General features: G+C 70.7%; 19 protein-coding genes. 8 read left to right on the forward strand and 11 right to left on the reverse strand.

What is annotated here, in order from left to right; all coding sequences use genetic code 11:
* Window positions 1-5: 5 nt before the first annotated feature.
* Together AVP42_RS05640 and AVP42_RS05645 are read left to right on the forward strand one after the other, a co-directional pair.
* Window positions 6-659: a methyltransferase domain-containing protein gene (locus AVP42_RS05640; RefSeq protein WP_157356739.1), complete on the forward strand. Its 654-nt coding sequence runs from the start codon at window positions 6-8 to the stop codon at window positions 657-659.
* 20 nt (window positions 660-679) lie between these two features.
* Window positions 680-1,339: a methyltransferase domain-containing protein gene (locus tag AVP42_RS05645; RefSeq protein ID WP_067946959.1), complete on the forward strand. Its 660-nt coding sequence runs from the start codon at window positions 680-682 to the stop codon at window positions 1,337-1,339.
* A gap of 60 nt (window positions 1,340-1,399) precedes the next feature.
* On the opposite strand, the gene AVP42_RS05650 is transcribed toward AVP42_RS05645, so the two are convergent.
* The 5 genes from AVP42_RS05650 to AVP42_RS05670 form a co-directional block, all read right to left on the reverse strand.
* On the reverse strand, window positions 1,400-1,843 hold the full coding sequence (locus AVP42_RS05650) for a cytochrome c oxidase subunit 4 (RefSeq protein WP_067946961.1): 444 nt from the start codon (window positions 1,841-1,843) through the stop codon (window positions 1,400-1,402).
* Complete coding sequence (gene ctaD, locus AVP42_RS05655) at window positions 1,844-3,580, reverse strand: cytochrome c oxidase subunit I (RefSeq protein WP_067946963.1); 1,737 nt, start codon at window positions 3,578-3,580, stop codon at window positions 1,844-1,846.
* A gap of 6 nt (window positions 3,581-3,586) precedes the next feature.
* Entirely contained in the window at window positions 3,587-4,480 is an 894-nt protein-coding gene (coxB, locus tag AVP42_RS05660; RefSeq protein WP_067946965.1) for a cytochrome c oxidase subunit II, read from the reverse strand.
* Window positions 4,481-4,678: 198 nt separating this feature from the next.
* Window positions 4,679-5,029 carry an iron-sulfur cluster insertion protein ErpA gene (gene erpA / locus AVP42_RS05665; protein WP_067946967.1) on the reverse strand — a complete coding sequence of 117 codons (351 nt, stop codon included), beginning with the start codon at window positions 5,027-5,029 and terminating at the stop codon, window positions 4,679-4,681.
* 108 nt (window positions 5,030-5,137) lie between these two features.
* On the reverse strand, window positions 5,138-6,574 hold the full coding sequence (locus AVP42_RS05670) for a dipeptidase (protein ID WP_067946968.1): 1,437 nt from the start codon (window positions 6,572-6,574) through the stop codon (window positions 5,138-5,140).
* 40 nt (window positions 6,575-6,614) lie between these two features.
* On the opposite strand from AVP42_RS05670, the gene AVP42_RS05675 reads away from it, so the two are divergent.
* On the forward strand, window positions 6,615-7,196 hold the full coding sequence (locus tag AVP42_RS05675; protein ID WP_067946970.1) for a DUF3043 domain-containing protein: 582 nt from the start codon (window positions 6,615-6,617) through the stop codon (window positions 7,194-7,196).
* A 25-nt stretch (window positions 7,197-7,221) separates the two neighbouring features.
* Here AVP42_RS05675 and AVP42_RS05680 read toward each other — a convergent pair whose 3' ends face one another.
* Window positions 7,222-8,367: an alkaline phosphatase family protein gene (locus tag AVP42_RS05680; RefSeq protein WP_067946972.1), complete on the reverse strand. Its 1,146-nt coding sequence runs from the start codon at window positions 8,365-8,367 to the stop codon at window positions 7,222-7,224.
* Between the two features lie 76 nt (window positions 8,368-8,443).
* Here AVP42_RS05680 and AVP42_RS05685 point away from each other — a divergent pair, with 76 nt between their 5' ends.
* Entirely contained in the window at window positions 8,444-10,912 is a 2,469-nt protein-coding gene (locus AVP42_RS05685; RefSeq protein WP_067946974.1) for a DNA topoisomerase (ATP-hydrolyzing) subunit A, read from the forward strand.
* 92 nt (window positions 10,913-11,004) lie between these two features.
* Here AVP42_RS05685 and AVP42_RS05690 read toward each other — a convergent pair whose 3' ends face one another.
* Entirely contained in the window at window positions 11,005-13,083 is a 2,079-nt protein-coding gene (locus tag AVP42_RS05690; RefSeq protein ID WP_067946977.1) for a type IIA DNA topoisomerase subunit B, read from the reverse strand.
* A 148-nt stretch (window positions 13,084-13,231) separates the two neighbouring features.
* Between AVP42_RS05690 and AVP42_RS05695 the strand changes: the two genes are divergently transcribed.
* The gene (locus AVP42_RS05695; RefSeq protein ID WP_067946979.1) at window positions 13,232-13,468 is read left to right on the forward strand and encodes a hypothetical protein; all 237 of its coding nucleotides are present in this window, start codon (window positions 13,232-13,234) and stop codon (window positions 13,466-13,468) included.
* A gap of 88 nt (window positions 13,469-13,556) precedes the next feature.
* Here the strand turns inward: AVP42_RS05695 and AVP42_RS05700 are convergent, their stop codons facing one another.
* The 4 genes from AVP42_RS05700 to AVP42_RS05715 all read right to left on the reverse strand — a co-directional run bounded on the left by AVP42_RS05700 (window position 13,557) and on the right by AVP42_RS05715 (window position 18,103).
* On the reverse strand, window positions 13,557-14,291 hold the full coding sequence (locus AVP42_RS05700; RefSeq protein ID WP_067946981.1) for a type 1 glutamine amidotransferase: 735 nt from the start codon (window positions 14,289-14,291) through the stop codon (window positions 13,557-13,559).
* Entirely contained in the window at window positions 14,288-15,544 is a 1,257-nt protein-coding gene (locus AVP42_RS05705) for a MurT ligase domain-containing protein (protein WP_067946983.1), read from the reverse strand. Before AVP42_RS05705 ends, AVP42_RS05700 begins: the two co-directional genes overlap by 4 nt.
* A gap of 7 nt (window positions 15,545-15,551) precedes the next feature.
* Window positions 15,552-16,913, reverse strand: a complete 1,362-nt coding sequence (locus AVP42_RS05710) for an RNA polymerase sigma factor (protein ID WP_067946985.1) — start codon at window positions 16,911-16,913, stop codon at window positions 15,552-15,554.
* Window positions 16,914-17,185: 272 nt separating this feature from the next.
* Window positions 17,186-18,103 (reverse strand): proteasome assembly chaperone family protein, encoded by a 918-nt coding sequence (locus AVP42_RS05715; protein WP_067946987.1) that lies wholly within the window; start codon window positions 18,101-18,103, stop codon window positions 17,186-17,188.
* Between the two features lie 88 nt (window positions 18,104-18,191).
* Between AVP42_RS05715 and AVP42_RS05720 the strand changes: the two genes are divergently transcribed.
* The 3 genes from AVP42_RS05720 to AVP42_RS05730 form a co-directional block, all read left to right on the forward strand.
* Window positions 18,192-19,667, forward strand: a complete 1,476-nt coding sequence (locus tag AVP42_RS05720; RefSeq protein WP_067946989.1) for a leucyl aminopeptidase — start codon at window positions 18,192-18,194, stop codon at window positions 19,665-19,667.
* A 94-nt stretch (window positions 19,668-19,761) separates the two neighbouring features.
* A complete protein-coding gene (gene lpdA / locus AVP42_RS05725) occupies window positions 19,762-21,135 on the forward strand; it encodes a dihydrolipoyl dehydrogenase (protein WP_067946991.1) in 1,374 nt (457 codons plus the stop codon).
* A 67-nt stretch (window positions 21,136-21,202) separates the two neighbouring features.
* Window positions 21,203-21,571: biotin/lipoyl-containing protein (locus AVP42_RS05730; RefSeq protein ID WP_304439342.1), on the forward strand; the 369-nt coding region annotated here is incomplete at its 3' end.

Raw genomic sequence — 21,571 nt, forward strand, 5'->3', positions numbered from 1 at the left:
CCGGCGTGTACGAACCGATCGCCCGCGCGCTCGAGGACGGCGCGGCGGCGAACCTGCACCTCGAGGGCTCGGCGCCGCGGATCGTGGATCTCGCGTGCGGCACCGGCTACTACTCGGGACGGCTGTCGGCGCGCTTCGACGGGGCGAACCTGCTGCTCGTCGACCGCTCGCCCACCGCGGTTCGGATGGCGCGACGCGGGAACCCGCACGCGACCGGTGTCGTCCTCGACCTCTGGCGCCCATTGCCCATCCGGGACGCCGTCGCCGATCTGTCGATCAACGTCTTCGCCCCTCGGAACCCCGACGAGTTCGCGCGGATCACGCGTGAGGGCGGGTTGCTCGCGGTGGTGGTGCCGACCGACCGGCACCTGGCGGAGCTCCGCTCCTCCGGCGCCATGCTGGACATTCCGAGCGGCAAGGCCGAGCAGGTCACGACCCAGTTGTCGAGCGCAGGATTCGATCCGGTGACCAGCACGACGCTCGACTACGTCGCGGAGCTGGATGAAGCCCAGTGCGCCGCGCTCGTCGGAATGGGACCGGCGGCACACCACGTCCGACCGAGCGATCTGGCGGCCGCGCCCAGCCCGGGAGTCGGTCCCGGTGCGGGGATCACGGCAGTCACGGTGTCGGTGGACGTGCTCCTCTTCCGTCGCCGCTGAGCCTGGCCCATACTGTCCGCATGGACGAGTGCTGCGGGCCCTCGCATCCGGACGGCTACGACGAGGTGTTCGACGGCCGGTTCGCCCAGCGCGTCGCGCGGCGCTACGGCGCGAGGGGGCTGTCGCGCATCGAGCGCCGTCTCGTCGAATTCCTCGAGGAAGCCGGAGTCCGCGGGGCCACCGTGCTCGAGATCGGAGGTGGCGTCGGCGAGATGCAACTCGAGTTGCTGGCGCGTGGCGCGACGCGGACGGTGAACGTCGAGCTCTCGAACGGCTACGAGCGCGACGCCGAACGGTTGCTCAGTGAGGCGGGCGTCGCCGATCGGGTGACCCGTCTGGTGGGCCTGGATGTCGCCGTCGACCCCGAGGCGATCGAGCCGGCCGATCTCGTGGTGCTCAACCGGGTCGTGTGCTGTTACCCGGAAGCGGAACGGCTCCTCACGGCGGCCGCGAGCCGGGCGAGACGCGCGCTCGTGTTCAGTCACCCGAGGCGGAATTGGGTGATCCGCTCGCGCGTCGCGATCGAGAACCGGATGCATCGCCGCGCCCAGGTGGACTTCCGATCGTACGTCCACCGGCCGCAGGCCATGCGCGAGGCGGTGCGTCGTGCGGGCTTCGAGATCCGGGACGAGCGGTCCGGGCTGGCATGGTGCACGGTCGGGGCCGTGCGAGCCCTCTGAAGGCCGGCTGCAACGCACGACGCCCCGGCCGTATGGGGCCGGGGCGTCGTGACGGTGCGATCAGCGGGCGAAGTTACCCCGGTAGTACTCGAAGACCCAACCGACCAGGCCGATCAGTGCCAGGGGCACCGCGATGAAGGTGATCCAGAATCCGACCGCGAGGCCGAGGAACGCGAGCGCCGCGCCACCGGCGAGGACGATGGGCCACCAGCTCCACGGGCTGAAGAAGCCCAGCTCGGCGTCGCCGTCGTCGATGTTCGCGTCGAGCCGGTCCTCGGGGAGCTCACCGCCCTGCTCCTTGTGCACGCGCCCCAGGTAGAACGCGATGAAGGCGCTCAGGATGGACGTGAGGGCGAGGGCGATGGTGCCGGCCCACTCCGGACCCGCGCTGAACGAGTTCGCGATCCGGGAGGCGCCGTCGATCGAGCTCCAGAACGCGTAGACCGCGGTCGCGAGGGCGAAGAAGCCGGTGAGGACCCAGAAGAGGATGACGTTGGTGCGCATCTACTTGACTTCCTTGGTGTCGGCGTCGTACACGGGTGCCTCGGGCGCGTCCTTGGCCGGACCGATGCCCACGGGGATGCCCGCCTCCGGGTGGTTGAGGTCGAACGCGGGGCGCTCGGAGCGGATCCGCGGGATCGACGTGAAGTTGTGCCGGGGCGGGGGGCAGCTCGTCGCCCACTCCAGCGATCCGCCGTAGCCCCACGGGTCGTTGACCGTCACCTTGGGCGCGCGACGGGCCGTCACGTAGACGTTCAGGAAGAACGGGATCATCGAGACCGCGAGGATGAACGCACCGATCGTGGAGAGCTGGTTCATCCAGGTGATGTTGTCCTCGGGCAGGTACGAGTAGTACCGGCGCGGCATGGCCACGACGCCCAGCCAGTGCTGGATGAGGAACGTCGTGTGGAAGCCGATGAACAGCAGCCAGAAGTGCCACTTGCCGAGCGTCTCGTTGAGCATCTTGCCGGTCCACTTGGGCCACCAGAAGTAGAAGCCGGCGAACATGGCGAACACGACGGTGCCGAAGACCACGTAGTGGAAGTGCGCCACCACGAAGTAGGTGTCCGACACGTGGAAGTCGAGCGGCGGCGAGGCGAGGATGACGCCGGTGAGACCACCGAAGACGAACGTGATCAGGAAGCCGAGCGACCAGATCAGCGGCGTCTCGAAGGTGATCGACCCGCGCCACATGGTTCCGATCCAGTTGAAGATCTTCACACCGGTCGGAACGGCGATGAGCATCGTCATGAGGGCGAAGAACGGCAGCAGGACGGAGCCGGTCACGTACATGTGGTGGGCCCAGACGGACACCGACAGCGCTGCGATGGCGATCGTCGCGTAGATCAGCGTCTTGTATCCGAAGATCGGCTTCCGGCTGAACACCGGGAAGATCTCCGAGACGATGCCGAAGAACGGCAGCGCGATGATGTACACCTCGGGGTGTCCGAAGAACCAGAACAGGTGCTGCCACAGGATGACGCCGCCGTTCGCGGGGTCGTAGATGTGCGCACCGAAGATGCGGTCGGCCGACGCGGCCAGGATCGCGGCGGCGAGCACCGGGAACGCCATCAGGACGAGGATCGACGTGACGAGCGTGTTCCAGGTGAAGATCGGCATGCGGAACATCGTCATGCCGGGCGCGCGCATCGTGATGATCGTCGTGATGAAGTTCACGGCACCGAGGATCGTGCCGAAACCGGACATGCCGAGCCCGAGCATCCAGAGGTTGCCGCCGATACCTGGTGAGAAGGTCGTCGATGCGAGCGGTTGATAGGCGAACCAGCCGAAGGATGCCGCGCCCTGCGGCGTGAAGAAGCCCGCGACGGCGATCAGCGAACCGAAGTTGAACAGCCAGTACGCGAAGGCGTTCAGGCGCGGGAACGCGACGTCCGGGGCTCCGATCTGGAGCGGCATCAGCACGTTGGCGAACCCGGCGAACAGCGGCGTCGCGAACATGAGCAGCATGATCGTGCCGTGCATCGTGAACAGCTGGTTGTACTGCTCACGCGTCTGGACGATCTCGAGGCCGGGCTCGAACAGCTGCGCGCGGATGATCAGCGCCATCACGCCGCCGATGAGGAAGTAGATGAACGAGGTGATCAGGTAGAGGTACCCGATGACCTTGTGGTCGGTGGAGGTGATCCACTTGACCATGATGTTGCCCTTGCGCTCGACCTTCGAGGCGCCGAACGGCTGCGACGTCGCCGTGGGGCGAGCCGGTGCTGTGGTGGTGCTCATCGCGGCTTACTCTTCCTCTTTCAGTTCGGGCGCGCCCGTGCCGGGCAGGTTCTGGTTGCGGTCGTACTCGCTCGACAGCTGGCCCTCCTGGCCGGCGTCGCGCAGCGACTCGATGTAGTCCTCGTACTCGGCCTCGGAGACGACCTCGACGTTGAAGAGCATGAGCGAGTGGTACTCACCGCAGAGTTCCGCGCACTTGCCGGCGTACGTGCCCTCGCGCTCCGGGACGAACGACATGTAGTTGGTCTTGCCCGGGAACATGTCCTTCTTGTAGAGGAAGTCCACGACCCAGAACGAGTGGATGACGTCGCGGGCCTCGAGGGCGATCTCGACGTTCGCGCCGACCGGCAGCACCAGGGTCGGCAGCTCCTCCTGCTTGACGGAGCCGGCGGGGCCCTCCTCGTCGAGCTGTGCCTGGATGCCGGCCGAGTAGACGTCCTCGTTCACGTAGTTGAAGTCCCACGCCCACTGCTTCGCGATCGCCTCGATCTTGACGTCGACGTCGTCCTCGGCGAACCGCTCCTCGATCGCCGCCTGGTCACGCGCGGTGAAGGCGAAGAAGCCGAGCACCAGGATGAGCGGCACGACGGTGTAGAACACCTCGATCGGCATGTTGTAGCGCAGCTGCACCGGCAGGCCCGTCTGGCCCTTGCGACGCCGGTAGGCGATCACCGCCCAGATCGTCAGGCCCCACGTGACGACGCCCACGATGAGCAGCACGATCCACGAGGTGACCCACAGGCCGGAGATGCGCTCGGCGTGGTTGGTCGTGGGCGGCTCGCCCTCGACGAACCCGGGGAGGAATCCGTTCAGCTGTGCCTGCGTGCATCCGGCGAGGACGAGGCTGAGCGTCGCTGCGATCGGAACAGCAGCCCATCGGAGACGGCGATTGTGGCGCACCGGTGACCTTTCGGGAGACTCGAAGGCGCTTCTCAGCGAAGCGCATTGATCGGTCCTAGCCTACTCCGTACCGGCACCCCGGTCGTGCACGCTCGGCGTCCATTCAGCGAGATGTGCGGCGAAAAGGCGGACCACCTGCGGAAAATGCGGAAGGGAGACCCGCCGTGGCGGATCTCCCTTCCGGAAGCGACGTGGGTCTCAGTGGAACGAGTCGCCGCACGCGCAGCTGCCCTGCGCGTTCGGGTTGTCGATCGTGAAGCCCTGCTTCTGGATCGAGTCCTCGAAGTCGATGGTCGAACCGTCGAGGTACGGCACGCTCATCTTGTCGACCACGACCTCGACGCCGGAGAAGTCGACGACGGCATCGCCGTCGAGCATCCGCTCGTCGAAGTAGAGCTGGTAGATGAGGCCGGAGCATCCGCCGGGCTGGACGGCGACGCGGAGACGGAGGTCGTCGCGCCCCTCCTGCTCGAGGAGGCTGCGCACCTTGGCGGCGGCGGGCTCGCTCAGCTTCACGCCGTGGGCGGCGTCGGTGATCGTGTCGCTCATGTCACTCCTCGGAAGTCTTCGGTGCCTCGATTGTACCCGCGCAGGCTGGGCAGCTCCCCCGCCGGCGTTGCCCGGGTGCGGCATCCGTGATCGTTCGGGCGACGTGCCTCAGGCGGAGGAGCGCGCCTGGAGCCGGGCGAGCAGCGCCGCCTCGGTCAGCACCGCCCTCCGGAACACCCCGAGGTGGAGGGACTCGTTCGGGCTGTGCGCGCGGGAGTCGGGGTCCTCGACGCCCGTCACGAGGATCTGCGCGGCGGGGAACTCCTCGACGAGCTCGGAGATGAACGGGATGGAACCGCCCACGCCGATGTCCACGGGCTCCCTCCCCCATGCCTCGGCCATGGCCGCGCGCGCCTCGGCGACCGCCCAACCGCTCGTGTCGACGAGGAACGGCTGGCCCGTGTCGACGTCGTCGATCGCCAGGTGGGCGCCGAAGGGGGCGCGCTCGCGCAGGTGCGCCTGCAACGCCGCCAGCGCCTCGCCGGCGTCCTGGCCGGGCGCGATGCGCGCGCTCAGCCGGACGGACACGCTCGGGAGAAGGGTGTTCGACGCGTTCGCGACGGAGGGGGCGTCGATCCCCGTCACCGTGATCGAGGGCTGTGCCCAGATGCGCGAGAGGATGCTGCCGCGGCCGATGGGCTCCACGCCGTCGAGCAGCCCCGTCTCGGCCCGCAGCTGCGCCTCCGGGTAGTCCGGCGTCGCGAGGTCCGCGGACCGCAGCCCTTCGACGGCGACGGCTCCGTCGGCGTCCCACAGGGAGTCCAGCAGGCGCACCGCCGCGAGCATCGCATCGGGCACCGCGCCGCCGAACATGCCCGAGTGCGAGGCGTGGTCGAGCGTCGAGACCGTGAGGCGGAAGGTCACGTTCCCGCGGAGCGCCACGGTGAGCGCCGGGGTGTCGACGTCCCAGTTGTTGGAGTCGGCCACCACGATCGCGTCGGCCTCGAGCAGGTCGCGGTTCTCCCGCAGGAAGGCCGCGAACGAGCGGGAACCGAACTCCTCCTCGCCCTCGATGAAGAGCGCGATGCCGAGGTCGAGGTCCTCGCCGACGACGTCGATGAGCGCACGGATGGCGGCCACGTGCGCCATGACGCCGGCCTTGTCGTCGGCCGCGCCCCGGCCGTACAGCCGGTCGCCGCGGAGCGTCGGCTCGAACGGGGCGGAGTCCCAGTCCTCGTCGCGCCCGGGCGGCTGCACGTCGTGGTGCGCGTACAGCAGAACGGTCGGCCGTCCGTTGCGGGCGGCGCGCCGCGCGACCACGGCAGGCTGGCCGAGTGCGGCCCCGTCGCCCTCGCCGATCGGCGCGCGACGGATGTCGACGACGTCGAAGACGCCGAGGTCGCGCACGAGCTCGGCGACCGCGTCCGCGCTCGCGGCGACGTGCGCGGGATCGAAGGCGGCCCACGAGACCGAAGGGATGCGGACGAGACGAGTGAGATCGGCGACGGTGCGCGGGAAGCCGGCCTCGACCGCCTCACGCAGCCGTTCGACGGTCGGATCGGCGGAGTCGCGGGCAGGCTGGACGTCGGGTCGCAGGTCGGTCATGCGGGTAATCTTAAGGCGAACCGAATCGACGAGGACTCCCGTGGCAAAGCACCCCAGTACCGACCTCCCCGCTCCGCAGACCGGCGACGGCGACCACGCCGCACCCAAGGTCGGCAAGGGCGCCCCCACCCCGACCCGCGCCGAGCGCGAGGCCGCTCGGAAGCGTCCGCTCGTGCCGAACGACCGCAAGGAAGCGGCGCGCCAGGCCCGCGCGAAGGCCGCGGAGGCACGGGAGCGGGCCCGGCTCGGCCTCGCGGCCGGCGACGAGAAGTACCTTCCGGCTCGCGATCGGGGTCCGCAGAAGAAGTACGTGCGCGACTACGTCGATGCGCGATTCAGCATCGGCGAGATCCTCATCCCCGTCATGTTCGTCGTGATCGTGCTCACGTTCGTGCCGAGCTACGAGGTGCAGACGATCGGCATCTTCGCCCTCTGGGCGTTCTTCCTCGTCTCGGTGGTCGACGTCATCATCCTCGGCTTCGTGCTGCAGCGGAAGCTCGCGGCCCGGTTCGGCGCCGACAAGGTCGAGCGGGTCCGCTGGTACGCCGCGATGCGCGCGCTGCAGCTCCGGCCGCTGCGCCTGCCCAAGCCCCAGGTCAAGCGGGGCCAGTACCCGGCCTGAGGCTGCCCGGTGCTCCGAGGGAGCCTCAGGAGCGCGTGAAGACGCCCGCACGGATCAATGGGATCCGCGTCTCGTCGTCGGTCATCGAGCCGTGCTGGCCGACCATCGACTCGCCCCGGCGATCCGCTTCCCGCCGGTCGTAGTACGCGACGCCCGCGCGGGCCGAGATGAGGATGTCGGCGATGCGGTCCCGGTTGGCGGGGTCGACGTCGCCGTAGAGCCCGGCGGCCACCGCCTCGTCGCCGGAGAGCACCCACGCCCGTGCGCCCTCGGCCTCGCGCCATCCGTCGAGGAGTGCGGCCCGGTCGGTCGCCGGGAGGTCGGGCTCGAAGACGAGCCCGAGGCATCGCGGCTCCCCCGCCACGTGCCGGATCCCCTCGAGCAGGTCGGGCCTCGCATCGACGAACACGTGGCGGTGCGCCGGCACGTCGACCATGCCGTGGTCGGCCGTGACGAGCAGCCCGACGCCACGCGGCATCCGCCGTTCGAATGCGGCGACCTCGGCGTCGAGCGACTCGAGCGCGGAGATCCACCGGTCGGACTCCCAGCCGTGCGCGTGCGCGATCTGGTCGAGCTCAGAGACGTAGACGTACACGAGCGCCGGCCCCTCCTGCACGACGCGCGCGGCCTCGGCGAAGCGGTCGGCGATCGTCGCGCCGGCCCGGTACTCGGCGCCGCGCAGGACCGCGCGGGTGAAGCCCGAGGTCGCGTAGCGCGTGCCGCCGACGGCGACGGCGCGGATGCCGCGCTCGAGCGCCTGGTCGAACACGGTCGCGTGCCGCTGCCACGCCTCCGGCACCATGCGGTCGTCCCAGCCGCTCAGCTGGTTCACGACGCGGTCGTGGCGGCGGTCCGGCACGCGGTAGCCCATCAGGCCGTGGACGCCGGGCATGAGCCCGGTGGCGAAGCTCGCGATCGCCGCCGCCGTCGTCGACGGGAACACCGTGCGGATCACGTCCCGCCTGGACATGCGGCCGGCCAGCGCGCGGGCGTGGCCGGAACGGGCCGCGAGATTGGCCGCGCCGAGGCCGTCGACGAGCACCACGACGGCCGAGGTCGCGGACGGCAGGCCGAGCGGGTTCGGGCCACCGGCCACGGATGCGAGGGCGGCGCCCAGGACTGCGGTGAGCCGCGGGGCTCCGTCGGCGGGCACCGGTAGCATGGCAGGCATCGCGCCCAGTCTGGCACAGGCCGGGCGCGGTCCCCGTTCCCCCGTGCGCGCATCGCGCCCTGCCCAGAGACGACGAATGACCCCAGGCAAGAACGAGTCCCCCGCCTCCCAGATCGCCGAGCGGATCGACGACGTCGACGTCGCCGAGGAGATGCAGGGCTCGTTCCTCGAGTACGCCTACTCGGTCATCTACTCGCGCGCGCTGCCGGATGCGCGCGACGGCCTGAAGCCGGTGCAGCGCCGCATCCTCTACATGATGAGCGACATGGGCCTCCGGCCCGATCGCGGCCACGTGAAGTCCGCCCGCGTCGTGGGCGAGGTCATGGGCAAGCTGCACCCGCACGGCGATTCGGCGATCTACGACGCGCTCGTCCGGCTCGCGCAGCCCTTCACGCTCCGCGTGCCGCTCGTCGACGGCCACGGCAACTTCGGGTCGCTCGACGACGGCCCGGCCGCCGCCCGCTACACCGAGGCGCGGATGGCGCCGCCCGCCATGTCGATGACCGACGACCTCGACGAGGACGTCGTCGACTTCGTCCCCAACTACGACAACTCGCACCAGCAGCCGGAGGTGCTGCCGGCCGCCATCCCGAACCTGCTCGTGAACGGGGCGAGCGGCATCGCGGTGGGCATGGCCACGAACATGGCGCCGCACAACCTCATCGAGGTCGTCGCGGCCGCGCGCCATCTGCTCGAGCACCCGCAGGCGACGCTCGACGAGCTCATGGAGTACGTGCCGGGCCCGGACTTCCCCTCCGGTGGCACGATCGTCGGCCTCGCGGGCATCCGCGACGCCTACGCGACCGGGCGCGGCTCGTTCAAGACCCGCGCGAAGGTGAGCATCGAGCAGCTCACCGCACGCAAGACCGGCCTCGTCGTCACCGAGCTGCCCTACCTCGTCGGCCCCGAGAAGGTCATCGAGAAGATCAAGGACGGCGTCAACGCCAAGAAGATCACGGGCATCGCGGATGTCACCGACCTCACCGACCGCAACCGCGGCCTGCGCCTCGTGATCGGCGTCAAGACCGGCTTCAACCCGCAGGCGGTTCTCGAGCAGCTCTACCGGCTCACACCGCTCGAGGACGGCTTCAACATCAACAACGTCGCCCTCGTCGACGGCCAGCCGCAGACGCTCGGCCTTCGCGAGCTGCTCGAGGTGTACCTGGCGCACCGCATCCGGGTCGTGACCCGGCGCTCGGAGTTCCGCCTCGCGCGGCGACGCGAGCGCCTGCACCTCGTCGAGGGCCTGCTCATCGCGATCCTCGACATCGACGAGGTCATCCAGGTCATCCGCACGAGCGACGACGCGGATGCCGCACGCTCGCGCCTCATCGACGTGTTCGACCTCAGCCGGCTGCAGGCCGAGTACATCCTCGAGCTCCGCCTCCGCAGGCTCACGAAGTTCTCGCGCATCGAGCTCGAGGCCGAGCGAGACCAGCTCCTCGCGGAGATCGCCGACCTCGAGGAACTCCTCGGCAGCGACGCGCGCATCCGCGCCCAGGTCGGCGAGGAACTCAGCCGGGCGGCCGATCTCTACGGCACCCCGCGGCGGACCATGCTGACCGAGGCGAAGCTCCAGCCGAAGACGCGCAAGGCGGTCGACCCGGCCGACCTGCAGCACGCCGACGTGCCCTGCCGGGTCATCCTGAGCGCCACCGGGCGGATCGCCCGCATCGACGCGGCCGAGGGCACCGACGCCGTGCAGCTCGCACCCCCGGCGCGACGGGCCAAGCACGACGCCGTCCGCTCCGAGCTCGACACCACGAGCCGCACCGAGATCGGGGCGGTGACCTCCAAGGGACGCCTCATCCGGTTCTCGCCGCTCGAACTGCCCGTCCTGCCGGCCAACTCGGTGCACCTGGCGGCCGGCGTCAAGGCCGCCGAGTACCTCGCGCTCACCGACCGCGACGAGCGCGTCGTCGCCGTGGTCTCCGTGGATTCGCCCAAGCCCATCGTGCTCGGCACCGAGCAGGGCGTCGTCAAGCGCGTCGCGCCCGGCACCTACCCGGCTCGACCGGACTTCGAGATCATCGCCCTGAAGCCGGGCGATCGCGTGATCGGGGCGTCCCAGGGCGGCGACGACGATGAGCTCGTCTTCGTCACCAGCGACGCCCAGCTGCTGCACTTCCCCGCCTCCGCGGTTCGCCCCCAGGGCTGCCCGGCGGGCGGCATGGCCGGCATCAAGCTCGCCTCCGGCGCGCGGGTCATCGACTTCGAGGCGCTCGCTCGCGACGACATCGACGGAGCGGTCGTCGTCACCGTCGCGGCAGCCAGCGACACGCTGCTCGGCGCCGACCCCGGTGCGGCCAAGGTCTCCGACTTCGCCGAGTACCCGGGCAAGGGCCGGGCGACCGGCGGAGTCCGCGCGCACCGGTTCCTCAAGGGCCAGGACGCCCTGTCGGTCGCGTGGGTCGGACCCGGCCCGGCGCACGCCCTCGCCGCGGACGGCACGGTGCGGGCCCTGCCCGAGGGCGGCGCCAAGCGCGACGGCTCGGGCCAGCCGCTCGAGGCGGTCGTGCAGGTCGTCGGGCGCGCCATCCGCTGACCTGGCCGGCCGACGGCGCGATCGGCTCCGATGCGCGCCCGGCCTGGACGTGGCCGAACGCCACGGAGCCGTCTGCTGCCCGCAAGGCCGAGTCAGGCGTCGATGCGGTCCCGCGTCAGCGCGGCGGCGCTGTCGACGATGAACTCCTTGCGCGGCGCCACCTCGTTGCCCATGAGCAGCTCGAAGACGCGACCTGCGTTCTCGGCGTCGGCCACGCCGACCCGCCGGAGCGTGCGGTGCTGCCGGTCCATGGTCGTGGTCGCGAGCTGGTCGGCATCCATCTCGCCGAGCCCCTTGTACCGCTGGATCGGGTCCTGGTACTTCCTGCCCTGCTTGCGCAGCGTGGCGAGCACGCCGTTCAGCTCCGCTTCGGAGTACGTGTAGATCACGTCGTTCGGCTTCGAGCCGGGATTCATCACGACGACCCGGTGCAGCGGCGGCACGGCTGCGAACACGCGACCGTCCTCGATCATCGGCCGCATGTAGCGGAAGAAGAGCGTGAGGAGCAGGGTGCGGATGTGCGCGCCGTCGACGTCGGCGTCGCTCATGATGATGACCTTGCCGTACCGCGCCGCCGACAGGTCGAACGTGCGACCGGAGCCGGCGCCGATGACCTGGATGATCGAGGCGCACTCGGCGTTGCTCAGCATGTCGGCGATGCTGGCCTTCTGCACGTTGAGGATCTTGCCGCGGATCGGCAGGAGCGCCTGGTGCTCGCTGTCGCGGGCGAGCTTGGCGGTGCCGAGGGCCGAGTCGCCCTCGACGATGAACAGCTCGCTCTGCGCGACATCCGACGAACGGCAGTCGACGAGCTTCGCGGGCAGCGAGGAGGTCTCGAGGGCGTTCTTGCGGCGCTGGGTCTCCTTGTGGGTGCGTGCCGAGATGCGCGCCTTCATCTCGGAGACGATCTTCTCGAGCACCATCGCCGTCTGCGCCTTGTCGTCGCGCTTGGTCGAGGCGAACCGCTCCCCCAGCGCCTTCTGCACGACGGATGCCACGATCGAGCGGACGGCGGGGGTGCCGAGCACCTCCTTGGTCTGACCCTCGAACTGCGGCTCGGGCAGTCGCACGGTGAGCACCATGGTGAGGCCGGCGAGCACGTCGTCCTTCTCGATCTTGTCGTTGCCGACCTTGAGGCGGCGCGCGTTCTGCTCGACCTGCTGCCGGAGGAACTTCAGGAGCCCCTGCTCGAACCCCGCCTGGTGGGTTCCGCCCTTCGGCGTGGCGATGATGTTGACGAAGCTGCGGGTCACCGTGTCGTAGCCGGTGCCCCAGCGGAGCGCGACGTCGACGTGGCAGTGCCGTTCGACGTCGGTGGGGATCATCGCGCCGTGCTCGTTCAGCACCGGCACGGTCTCGGTGAAGCGGCCGTCGCCCGTGAGGCGCCAGACGTCGGTGACCGGACCGTCGACGGCGAGGTGCTCCACGAACTCGGAGATGCCGCCCTCGAAGCGGAACCGGTGCGTCTCCGGCTCCTCGCCCCGCTCGTCGATGACCGAGATGGCGAGGCCCGGGACGAGGAACGCGGTCTGCCGGGCGCGGTTCAGCAGCTCGTCGAGCTGGAAGGCGGCGCCCTTGGTGAAGATCTGCGGATCGGCCCAGTAGCGGACCCTCGTGCCCGTCACGGCCTTCGCGACACGCCCGACCTTGCGCAGTTCGCTCGATTGCTCGAACGGCGTGAACGGCGACTGCGGCGAGGGCGCGCCGCGATCGGCGAAGACGCCGGGCTCGCCGCGGTGGAATGACATCGCCCACGTCGCGCCGCCCCGATCGACCTCGACGTCGAGTCGCTCGGACAGCGCGTTGACGACCGAGGCGCCGACGCCGTGCAGGCCGCCCGACGCGGAGTAGGAGCCCGAGCCGAACTTGCCGCCCGCGTGCAGCTTGGTGAAGACCACCTCGACGCCCGAGAGCCCGGTCTTCGGCTCGACGTCGACCGGGATGCCGCGCGCGCGGTCGCGTACCTCGACGCTGCCGTCGGCGTGGAGCACCACGTCGATCTCGCTGCCGTGGCCGCCGAGCGCCTCGTCGACCGAGTTGTCGATGATCTCCCAGAGGCAGTGCATGAGGCCCCGGGAGTCGGTCGAGCCGATGTACATGCCCGGTCGCTTGCGGACGGCCTCGAGGCCCTCGAGCACGGAGAGATGGCGGGCGGAATAGTCGGAGCTCACGTCGCACAAGCCTACTGAGGGCCACCCCCGATGCAGGCCAGGCGCTTCGCGGTCAGCGAAATGCGGGTCCGCACGGAAGGTTCGCAGCACCGCGCGTGTTTTCATTGGTGAACGGAATGATCGGATCGTGAGCAATGGAGGAGGCGCCATGACCCAGTACACCGACACCGCCGGTGCGGTCGACGAACTCGACACCCCCCACGAGCTCACGGCGCTCGACCGGTGCGACGCCTGCGGCGCGCAGGCCTACATCCGCGTGGTCGTCTCCAGCGGCGAGCTGCTCTTCTGCGCCCACCACGGCCGCAAGCACGAAGAGAAGCTGTCGCAGATCGCCCACAGCTGGCACGACGAGTCGAGCCGGCTCCTCACCGACACGCGCGACTGAGCGCGTCCCAGACGACACGAACGCCCCGGAGCGATCCGGGGCGTTCGTCGTGTTGCGAGCCGAACGGATGCCGCGGCCGGAACCCCGGTCAGACGGCGGCGTTCACCCCGGCCGCGCGCAGCTGCGCCTGCCGAGCCGTCTCGGCGTAGCCGTCGACCTCCGCGGTGCGCGCTCCGGGAGCGTACTCGAGCCCGGCACGCTCGCACATCCTCCGCAGGATCGCGTCGGCCAGCACGGGGTTCTTCGCCAGGACGGGGCCGTGCAGGTGGGTTCCGATGACGTCGCCCATGCGGACGCCCTCCTGACCCGACCTCCGGCCGTTGCCGGTGCCGGCGCGCACCCGCCCGAGCGGCGACGCCTCGGCGCCCACGTAGTCGCGCGCGTGGTTCTCGAAGCCCACGAGGAGCCCGATGCGCGGCACCTGCACGACGAGGTCGCCGGCGATGCGGTGCTCACGAGGCACGCCGCGACCGGCGACGATGCCGAGGCCCTCGACGGTCGATCCGTCGGCCCGCTCGATCCCCCAGCTCAGCAGCTCCCAGCCGGTCCCGACCGCGAGGATGGGCACGCCTTCGGTACCCCACCGCCGCAGTTCGTCGACGAGCGCGAGCAGCCGCTCGCGCGCGACGTCGAGGGAGGCGTCGCTTCCGGAGCCGAGCACGACCGCGTCGACCCGCTCCGGAAGGTCGGCCGCCTGCTCGACGGCGACGACGCGCGCGTCGAGGCCCGCCCAGCGCGCCCGGGCGGCGAGCACCGCCGCGTTCTCGGCGTCGCCGTTCGTGTTCTGCAGCGAGGGCAGCAGCGAGGCGATCGTGAGGGTCATTCCGCTCCCGTGAGTCCGAGGTGGGCGCGGGTGCGGCGCATCGAATCGGCCGAGAAGACGATCGTCTTGATGCCGGATGCGGGCGCCGGTGCCGCGAGGAAGTCGTCGAGCGCGCGACCGAGGTCGGGCTCGACCCGGTCGATCTCGACGCCGTCGTAGGCGAGCATCAGCGCCGCCTCCGCGGCCTTCGAGCCGCTCACGATGGACACGCGGCCGAGCGAGGAGGCGTCGGCGGGCCAGAAGTACGAGGGGTCGCGGACGTCGGAGCCGATGGCGAAGAGGACCTGCTCGGTGCCCGGTGCGATGCTGTCGACGTTGAGCTGGTAGCTCGCGGGGTTCTGGACGAGGACGAAGTCGACCTCCTGGCCCCGCACCGTCACGCGCTCGCCCCGGCCGAACACGGCGGGAATCGCGCTCAGCGCGGCCGCCGCGGTCTCGGACGAGAACCGCTCCCCCAGCACCTGCTTCGCCGTGGCGTAGGCGGCCGCGGCATCGACCGCGTAGTGCGTGCCGCGGGCCGGCAGGCCGACGGGCACGGATGCCGCGCCGTCGGCGAGCACGGTCGAGGCGCCGTCGACGGATGCCACGACGACCCCGTCGGCGGGGTCGAGCCGCGTCGGGCTGGTCTCCGTGTGGCCGAGCCCGCGGGGCGCCGCCGCGAGGACGTCGGCGGAGACGCCGAAGCGGCGCACCGCCACCTCGGGTCGCAGGGCCGCGGCCAGTCGCATCAGGTACGCGTCGTCGGCGTTCGCCACGACGGCCTCGTGGGCGCGGTCGGCGATGCGCGCGAGCATCCCGGCGACCATCTCGGAGTCGTGGAATCGATCGATCTGGTCGACCATGACGTTGGTCAGCGTCACGATCCGAGCGTCGACGCCCTGCATGACGAGCGCGCCGTGGCCCTCGTCCATCTCGAGGACCGCGACATCCCCGGGCACGCGGCCGCGCCAGTCGGCCTGCTCGAGGAGCGCCGAGGTGAGGCCCTGGCTGATGTTCGCCGTCGAGGGGTTCGTGAACACGCCCTCGCCGTGGGCACGCAGGATCGCCACGAGCATCTTCGTGGTCGTGGACTTGCCGCTCGACCCCGAGACCACGACGAGCCCCTGCGGGAACCCGGACAGCGTGGACTTCAGGTAGCCCGGCGCGATGCGGTTGACGATCAGGCCGGGAACCGCCGATCCGCCGCCCGGCTTGCGCAGCCGAGCGGCGAACCTGACGAGCCGGCCGACGAGGATCGCCGGCGCGTACTTCACCGCGGGCCTACTCGAGGTAGTCGCGGAGCGACTGCGAACGCGACGGGTGACGGAGCTTCGCCATCGTCTTCGACTCGATCTGGCGGATGCGCTCACGCGTCACGCCGAACGTGTCGCCGATCTGGTCGAGGGTCTTCGGCATGCCGTCCCCGAGCCCGAACCGCATTCGGATGACGCCGGCCTCGCGCTCGCTCAGGGAGTCGAGGAGCGACTCGAGCTGCTTCTGCAGCATCGTGAAGCCCACCGCGTCGGCCGGGACGACCGCCTCGGTGTCCTCGATCAGGTCGCCGAACTCGCTGTCGCCGTCCTCGCCGAGCGGGGTGTGCAGCGAGATGGGCTCGCGCCCGTACTTCTGCACCTCGATGACCTTCTCGGGAGTCATGTCGAGTTCCTTCGACAGCTCCTCGGGCGTGGGCTCGCGGCCCAGGTCCTGCAGCATCTGCCGCTGGACGCGGGCGAGCTTGTTGATGACCTCGACCATGTGCACCGGGATGCGGATGGTGCGGGCCTGGTCGGCCATCGCACGCGTGATGGCCTGGCGGATCCACCAGGTCGCGTACGTGGAGAACTTGAAGCCCTTGGTGTAGTCGAACTTCTCGACCGCGCGGATGAGACCCAGGTTGCCCTCCTGGATCAGGTCGAGGAACTGCATGCCGCGACCGGTGTAGCGCTTGGCGAGCGACACCACGAGGCGCAGGTTCGCACCGAGCAGGTGGCTCTTGGCGCGCTGGCCGTCGCGGGCGACCCACTGGAGCTCGCGGCCGAGCTGGGACTTCTTCTCGGCGTCGGACATGTGCGACAGCTTCTCTTCGGCGAAGAGGCCCGCCTCGATGCGCATCGCCAGCTCGACCTCTTCGGCCGCGTTCAGGAGCGCGACCTTGCCGATCTGCTTGAGGTAGTCCTTCACCGGGTCGGCGGTCGCGCCGGTGATCGTCGTGGAGTAGACCGGGATCTCGTCCTCGTCGTCGGAGGCCCGCAGGACGAGCGCGCCCGTGGGATGCGGCTCAGCCGGGATGGGCTTGGCCTCCTCTTCCTCCTCCGCCGGAGCGGGGGCGGCCTCGTCGGCCGGTGCCTCCTCGGTCGCGTCGGCGCTGTCGACGACCTCGGTCGCGTCGACCTCGGTGTCGTCGAGCTCCTCGGGCTCGACCTCCACCTCCTCGTCGACGACGTCGGCGCCGGCCGCCTTCGCGGACTTCGCCTTGGCGCCCTTCGCGGTGGAGGTGCGCGGAGTCTTCGACGCGGTCGTGGCGCGCTTGCCGCCCTTGGCGGCGGTGGTCTTCTTCGTCGCGGTGGAGCGCTTCGACGTGGAGCCGGCGGCGGTCGTCGCCTCGGCCTCGTCGGTCGCCGCCGTGGTGGCCTTGGTTGCCATGCGTTTGAACCTCTTCCTCACCGTCGCGCGCGGTGCCCGAGCTCGGACACGCGGGAGAACGTCGCGATCCGGCGATTTCGGACACGATGAGGACCCATGTCAAGTCCGCGTCGTCGGCGGCGCGAGCCGCACGGCGGACCAGAACGGGTCCTTCCCCCCATTATACAGGGCGACGTGCGTCGTCCGTCCCGCGACACCGCCGGGATCGGGCGCACTTCACCCATCGTTCTGGTGCAACGCGTGGCGCCTGCGCGGCATTCCCCTCCCGCCGGTCAATTCCGCTCATCGTCGCGATTGCGCCGGAACGCGAGGAACTTCTCCAGCTCGGCCGCGATCTCGTCGGCCGACGGCGGCTCGCCGTCCTCATCGGTCAGCGGCGACCGCAGCGTGGTGCCCTCCATGTAGGCGTCGTGCCGTTCCTCGAGCGCGTGCACGAGCTTGGCGAGCTCGCCGTTCTCCGCGACCTGCTCGTCGATCCGAGCAGTGAACTCGCGACCCTGCTCGCGGAGCGCGTCGGTCGGGAAGATCCGCCCGGTCGATGCGGTGATCGCCTCGAGGGCCGCGACGGCCGAGGTCGGGTACTCGGCATCGGCGAGGTAGTGCGGCACGAGCAGCACGAAGCCGCTGGTGGGGTGGCCGCGCTCCTGGAGACGGAACTCGACCAGGTGCAGGGCGTTCGAGGGCACCTGCGTGGTCGGTCGCCACACCGACATCGATTCGACGAGGTCCGCCCGGTTCCCGCTGACGGTCACGCCGATGGGGCGGGTGTGCGGCACGGGCATGGGGATCGAGTTGATCCAGGTGGTCGAACCGACCTCGAGTCGATCGATGAGGTCGAGCACGGCGCGGCTGAAGCGCTCCCACTGGAAGTCGGGCTCGAAGCCGGTCATGAGGAGGAACGGCTGGCCGAGCTCGTCGCGGGCGAGGTCGAGCGCGAGGCGCGGCGGCCGGTAGTCGGTGAGGTGGTCCTCCTGGAACAGGATGATCGGCCGTCGCGCGCGGTAGTCGAGCAGCTCGTCGGCGTCGAAGGTGGCGACGGTCCTCGTCTCGAGGGTCGAGCGCAGGTACTCCGTCGTCTGCGCGACCGCGCCGCCCGCGTCCGCGAATCCGGTCAGGCCCGCCACGAGCGGCAGGCCGGGCGGCACCTCGACGGTCGGGTCGAACTCGTAGAGGGAGCGGGGATCGCGCATGCTCCAAGGCTACTGACGCCGCGCCCGCCCCCGTCCGGATGCGGGACGCGGGCGATGATGCCCACAGCGAACACCTACGATCGGTTCCATGCCCGTTCCCAGCCTCGAGCTCAGCACCGCCCTCCCCTCCGACTCCGACGCCGATGCCCTCCTCGTCTTCGCCCGTCGCGGCACCGACGGACCGGAGGTGCTCGCTCCGGTCGGATTCGAGTGGGTGCCGGGCGCACTCGCGGCCCTGGGTGCGAAGGCCGGGGCCGACGAGGTCACCCGGCTCGTCGCACCGGGCGAGCGGACCCGCGTGGTGGCGGTGTGCGGCCTCGGCGAGGCGACGGATGCCGCAGCCTTCCGCCTCGCAGCCGGCGCGGGTTCGCGCGCGCTGAGTGCGGCGGCGACCGTGGCGGTCGCGCTGCCGGAGGGCACCGCGGCGGACGTCGCGGAAGCGGCCCTCGAGGGCGCCGCACTCGGCGCCTACGGCTACTCGCGCTACCGCGAAGCGCCGGCCGGCACCGAGCGCGTGGTGCTCCTCACGGAGCACGACGGCGACGCCGTCCGGCTCGACCGCATCCGGGCGACCGCGGCGGCCGTCGCCCGGGCCAAGGACCTCGTGAACGCGGCGCCCAACGACCTGCCGCCCGCGGTCCTCGCCGACGCCGCCGCCGAGGCGGCATCCGCCGTGGGCATCGACGTCCGCGTGCTCGACGAAGAGGCGCTCGTCGCGGAGGGCTTCGCCGGCATCGCCGCCGTCGGCGCAGGGTCGTCGCGCCCGCCGCGGCTCGTGCGCCTCGAGTACGCGCCGGACGCGGCATCCGTTCACCTCGCCCTGGTCGGCAAGGGCATTACGTTCGATTCCGGCGGGCTCTCGCTGAAGCCCGGAGCGTCGATGGTCGGCATGAAGTCGGACATGGCGGGCGCCGCCGCGGTGCTCGCGGCGATGGTCGCGATCGCCGAGCTCGGCGTGCCCGTCCGCGTGACCGGATGGCTCTGCCTCGCCGAGAACATGCCGTCGGGCCACGCCGCGCGCCCCAACGACGTGATCCGGATGAAGGGCGGCACCACGGTCGAGGTCCTGAACACCGACGCCGAGGGCCGGCTCGTCATGGCCGACGCGCTCGCCGCGGCCAGCGAGGAACGCCCGGACGCGATCGTCGACGTGGCGACCCTCACCGGCGCGCAGGTCGTCGCGCTCGGCAACCGCATCGCCGGCCTCATGGGCGACGACGACCTCGTCGCCGAGGTGCGACGGGCAGCGGATGCCGCGGGCGAGGCCGTGTGGCCCATGCCGCTGCCGTCCGACCTGCGGGCGCTGCTGAAGTCGGACGTGGCCGACCTGGCCAACACGAAGCTCGGCACGGTGGTGCCGGGGATGCTGCTCGCGGGCGTGTTCCTCCAGGAGTTCGTGGGTCGCCGCGACGGCGACGACGGACCGCGCATCCCGTGGGCGCACCTCGACATCGCGGGCCCCTCGTTCAACACCGGATCCGCCTGGGGGCACACCGGCCCGGGCGCCACCGGCGCCGCCGTCCGCACCCTCGTCGCGCTGGGCGAGCAGCTCGCCGCCAGGTAGTAAGGTCGTAGGGGCGATCACCGCCCTGCAGCCTGCCCGGCCATGAGCCGGGGCAGTTCTCGCCGCAGATCCGACGCGCAAGGGAGATTCCGGTTTGTCCGAGCAGAACTTTGACCTCGTCATCCTCGGAGGCGGCAGCGGCGGCTACGCGGCCGCGCTGCGCGCCGTGCAGCTGGGCCTCACGGTGGCCCTCGTCGAGAAGGACAAGCTCGGCGGCACGTGCCTCCACCGCGGGTGCATCCCGACCAAGGCGCTGCTCCACGCCGCCGAGGTCGCCGACAACTCCCGCGAGTCGTCGAAGTTCGGCGTCCGCTCGACGTTCGAGGGCATCGACGTGCCCGCCGTGACGAAGTACCGCGAGGGCATCGTCGCCAGCAAGTTCAAGGGCCTCCAGGGCCTCATCAAGGCGCGCGGCATCACCGTCGTCGAGGGCGAGGGCCGCCTCGTCGCCCCGAACGCGGTGCAGGTCGGCGACCAGCGCCTCGTCGGCAAGAACGTGGTGCTCGCCACCGGCTCCTACTCCCGCTCGCTCCCCGGCCTCGAGATCGGCGGCCGCGTGATCACGAGCGAGCAGGCGCTCGAGCTCGACTTCGTCCCGCAGAAGGTCGCGATCCTCGGCGGCGGCGTGATCGGCGTCGAGTTCGCGAGCGTGTGGAAGTCCTTCGGCTCCGACGTGACGATTATCGAGGCGCTCCCCCACCTCGTCCCCAACGAGGAGGAGTCGATCTCCAAGCAGCTCGAGCGCGCGTTCCGCAAGCGCGGCATCGACTACAAGCTCGGCGTCCGCTTCCAGGGCGTCACGCAGCACGACGACGGCGTCGTCATCACGCTCGAGAACGGCGACACCATCGAGGCCGAGCTCCTGCTCGTCGCGGTCGGACGCGGTCCCGTCACCGCCAACCTCGGCTACGAGGAGGCCGGCGTCACGATCGACCGCGGCTTCGTCATCACCGACGAGCGCCTCCGCACGAGCGCGCCCGGCGTGTACGCCGTCGGCGACATCGTCCCCGGCCTGCAGCTGGCCCACCGCGGCTTCCAGCAGGGCATCTTCGTCGCCGAGGAGATCGCGGGCCTGAACCCGATCGTCGTCGAGGACGTCAACATCCCCAAGGTGACCTACTGCGAGCCCGAGGTCGCCTCGATCGGCTACACCGAGGCGAAGGCCGCCGAGAAGTTCGGCGCCGACCAGGTCTCCTCCTACGAGTACAACCTCGCGGGCAACGGCAAGAGCCACATCCTCGAGACGAGCGGGTCGATCAAGGTCGTGCGCGTGAACGACGGCCCCGTCGTCGGCGTCCACATGATCGGCGCCCGCGTGGGCGAGCTCATCGGCGAGGCCCAGCTCGCCGTCAACTGGGAGGCGTACCCCGAGGACATCGCCCCGCTGGTGCACGCGCACCCGACGCAGAACGAGGCGCTCGGCGAGGCGTTCCTGAAGCTCGCGGGCAAGCCGCTCCACGCGCTCTGATCCCGGGCCGCCGAAACACGACTGCAATAAGCTAGAACGCGTCACACGCTGTGAAGGAGACAAGCGCATGAGCGAATCCGTCAGCCTCCCGGCACTCGGTGAGAGTGTCACGGAGGGCACGGTCACCCGCTGGCTGAAGAACGTGGGAGACCGTGTCGAGGTCGACGAGCCGCTGCTCGAGGTCTCGACCGACAAGGTCGACACCGAGATCCCGTCGCCCGTCGCGGGCGTCATCGAGGCGATCCTCGTCCAGGAGGACGAGACCGTCGAGGTGGGCACCGCCCTCGTCACGATCGGTGACGGCTCCGGCGCGGAGTCCGGTGAGGCGCAGCCCGCGGAGTCCGGTGAGGCGCAGCCCGCCGAGACCCCCCAGGCGGAGGCGCCGGCCGCCGAGGCGCAGCCCGCCGAGGCGCCCACCGCATCGCCCGTCGAGCAG

Source organism: Agromyces sp. NDB4Y10, assembly GCF_001620055.1.
GTDB classification, from domain to species: domain Bacteria; phylum Actinomycetota; class Actinomycetes; order Actinomycetales; family Microbacteriaceae; genus Agromyces; species Agromyces indicus.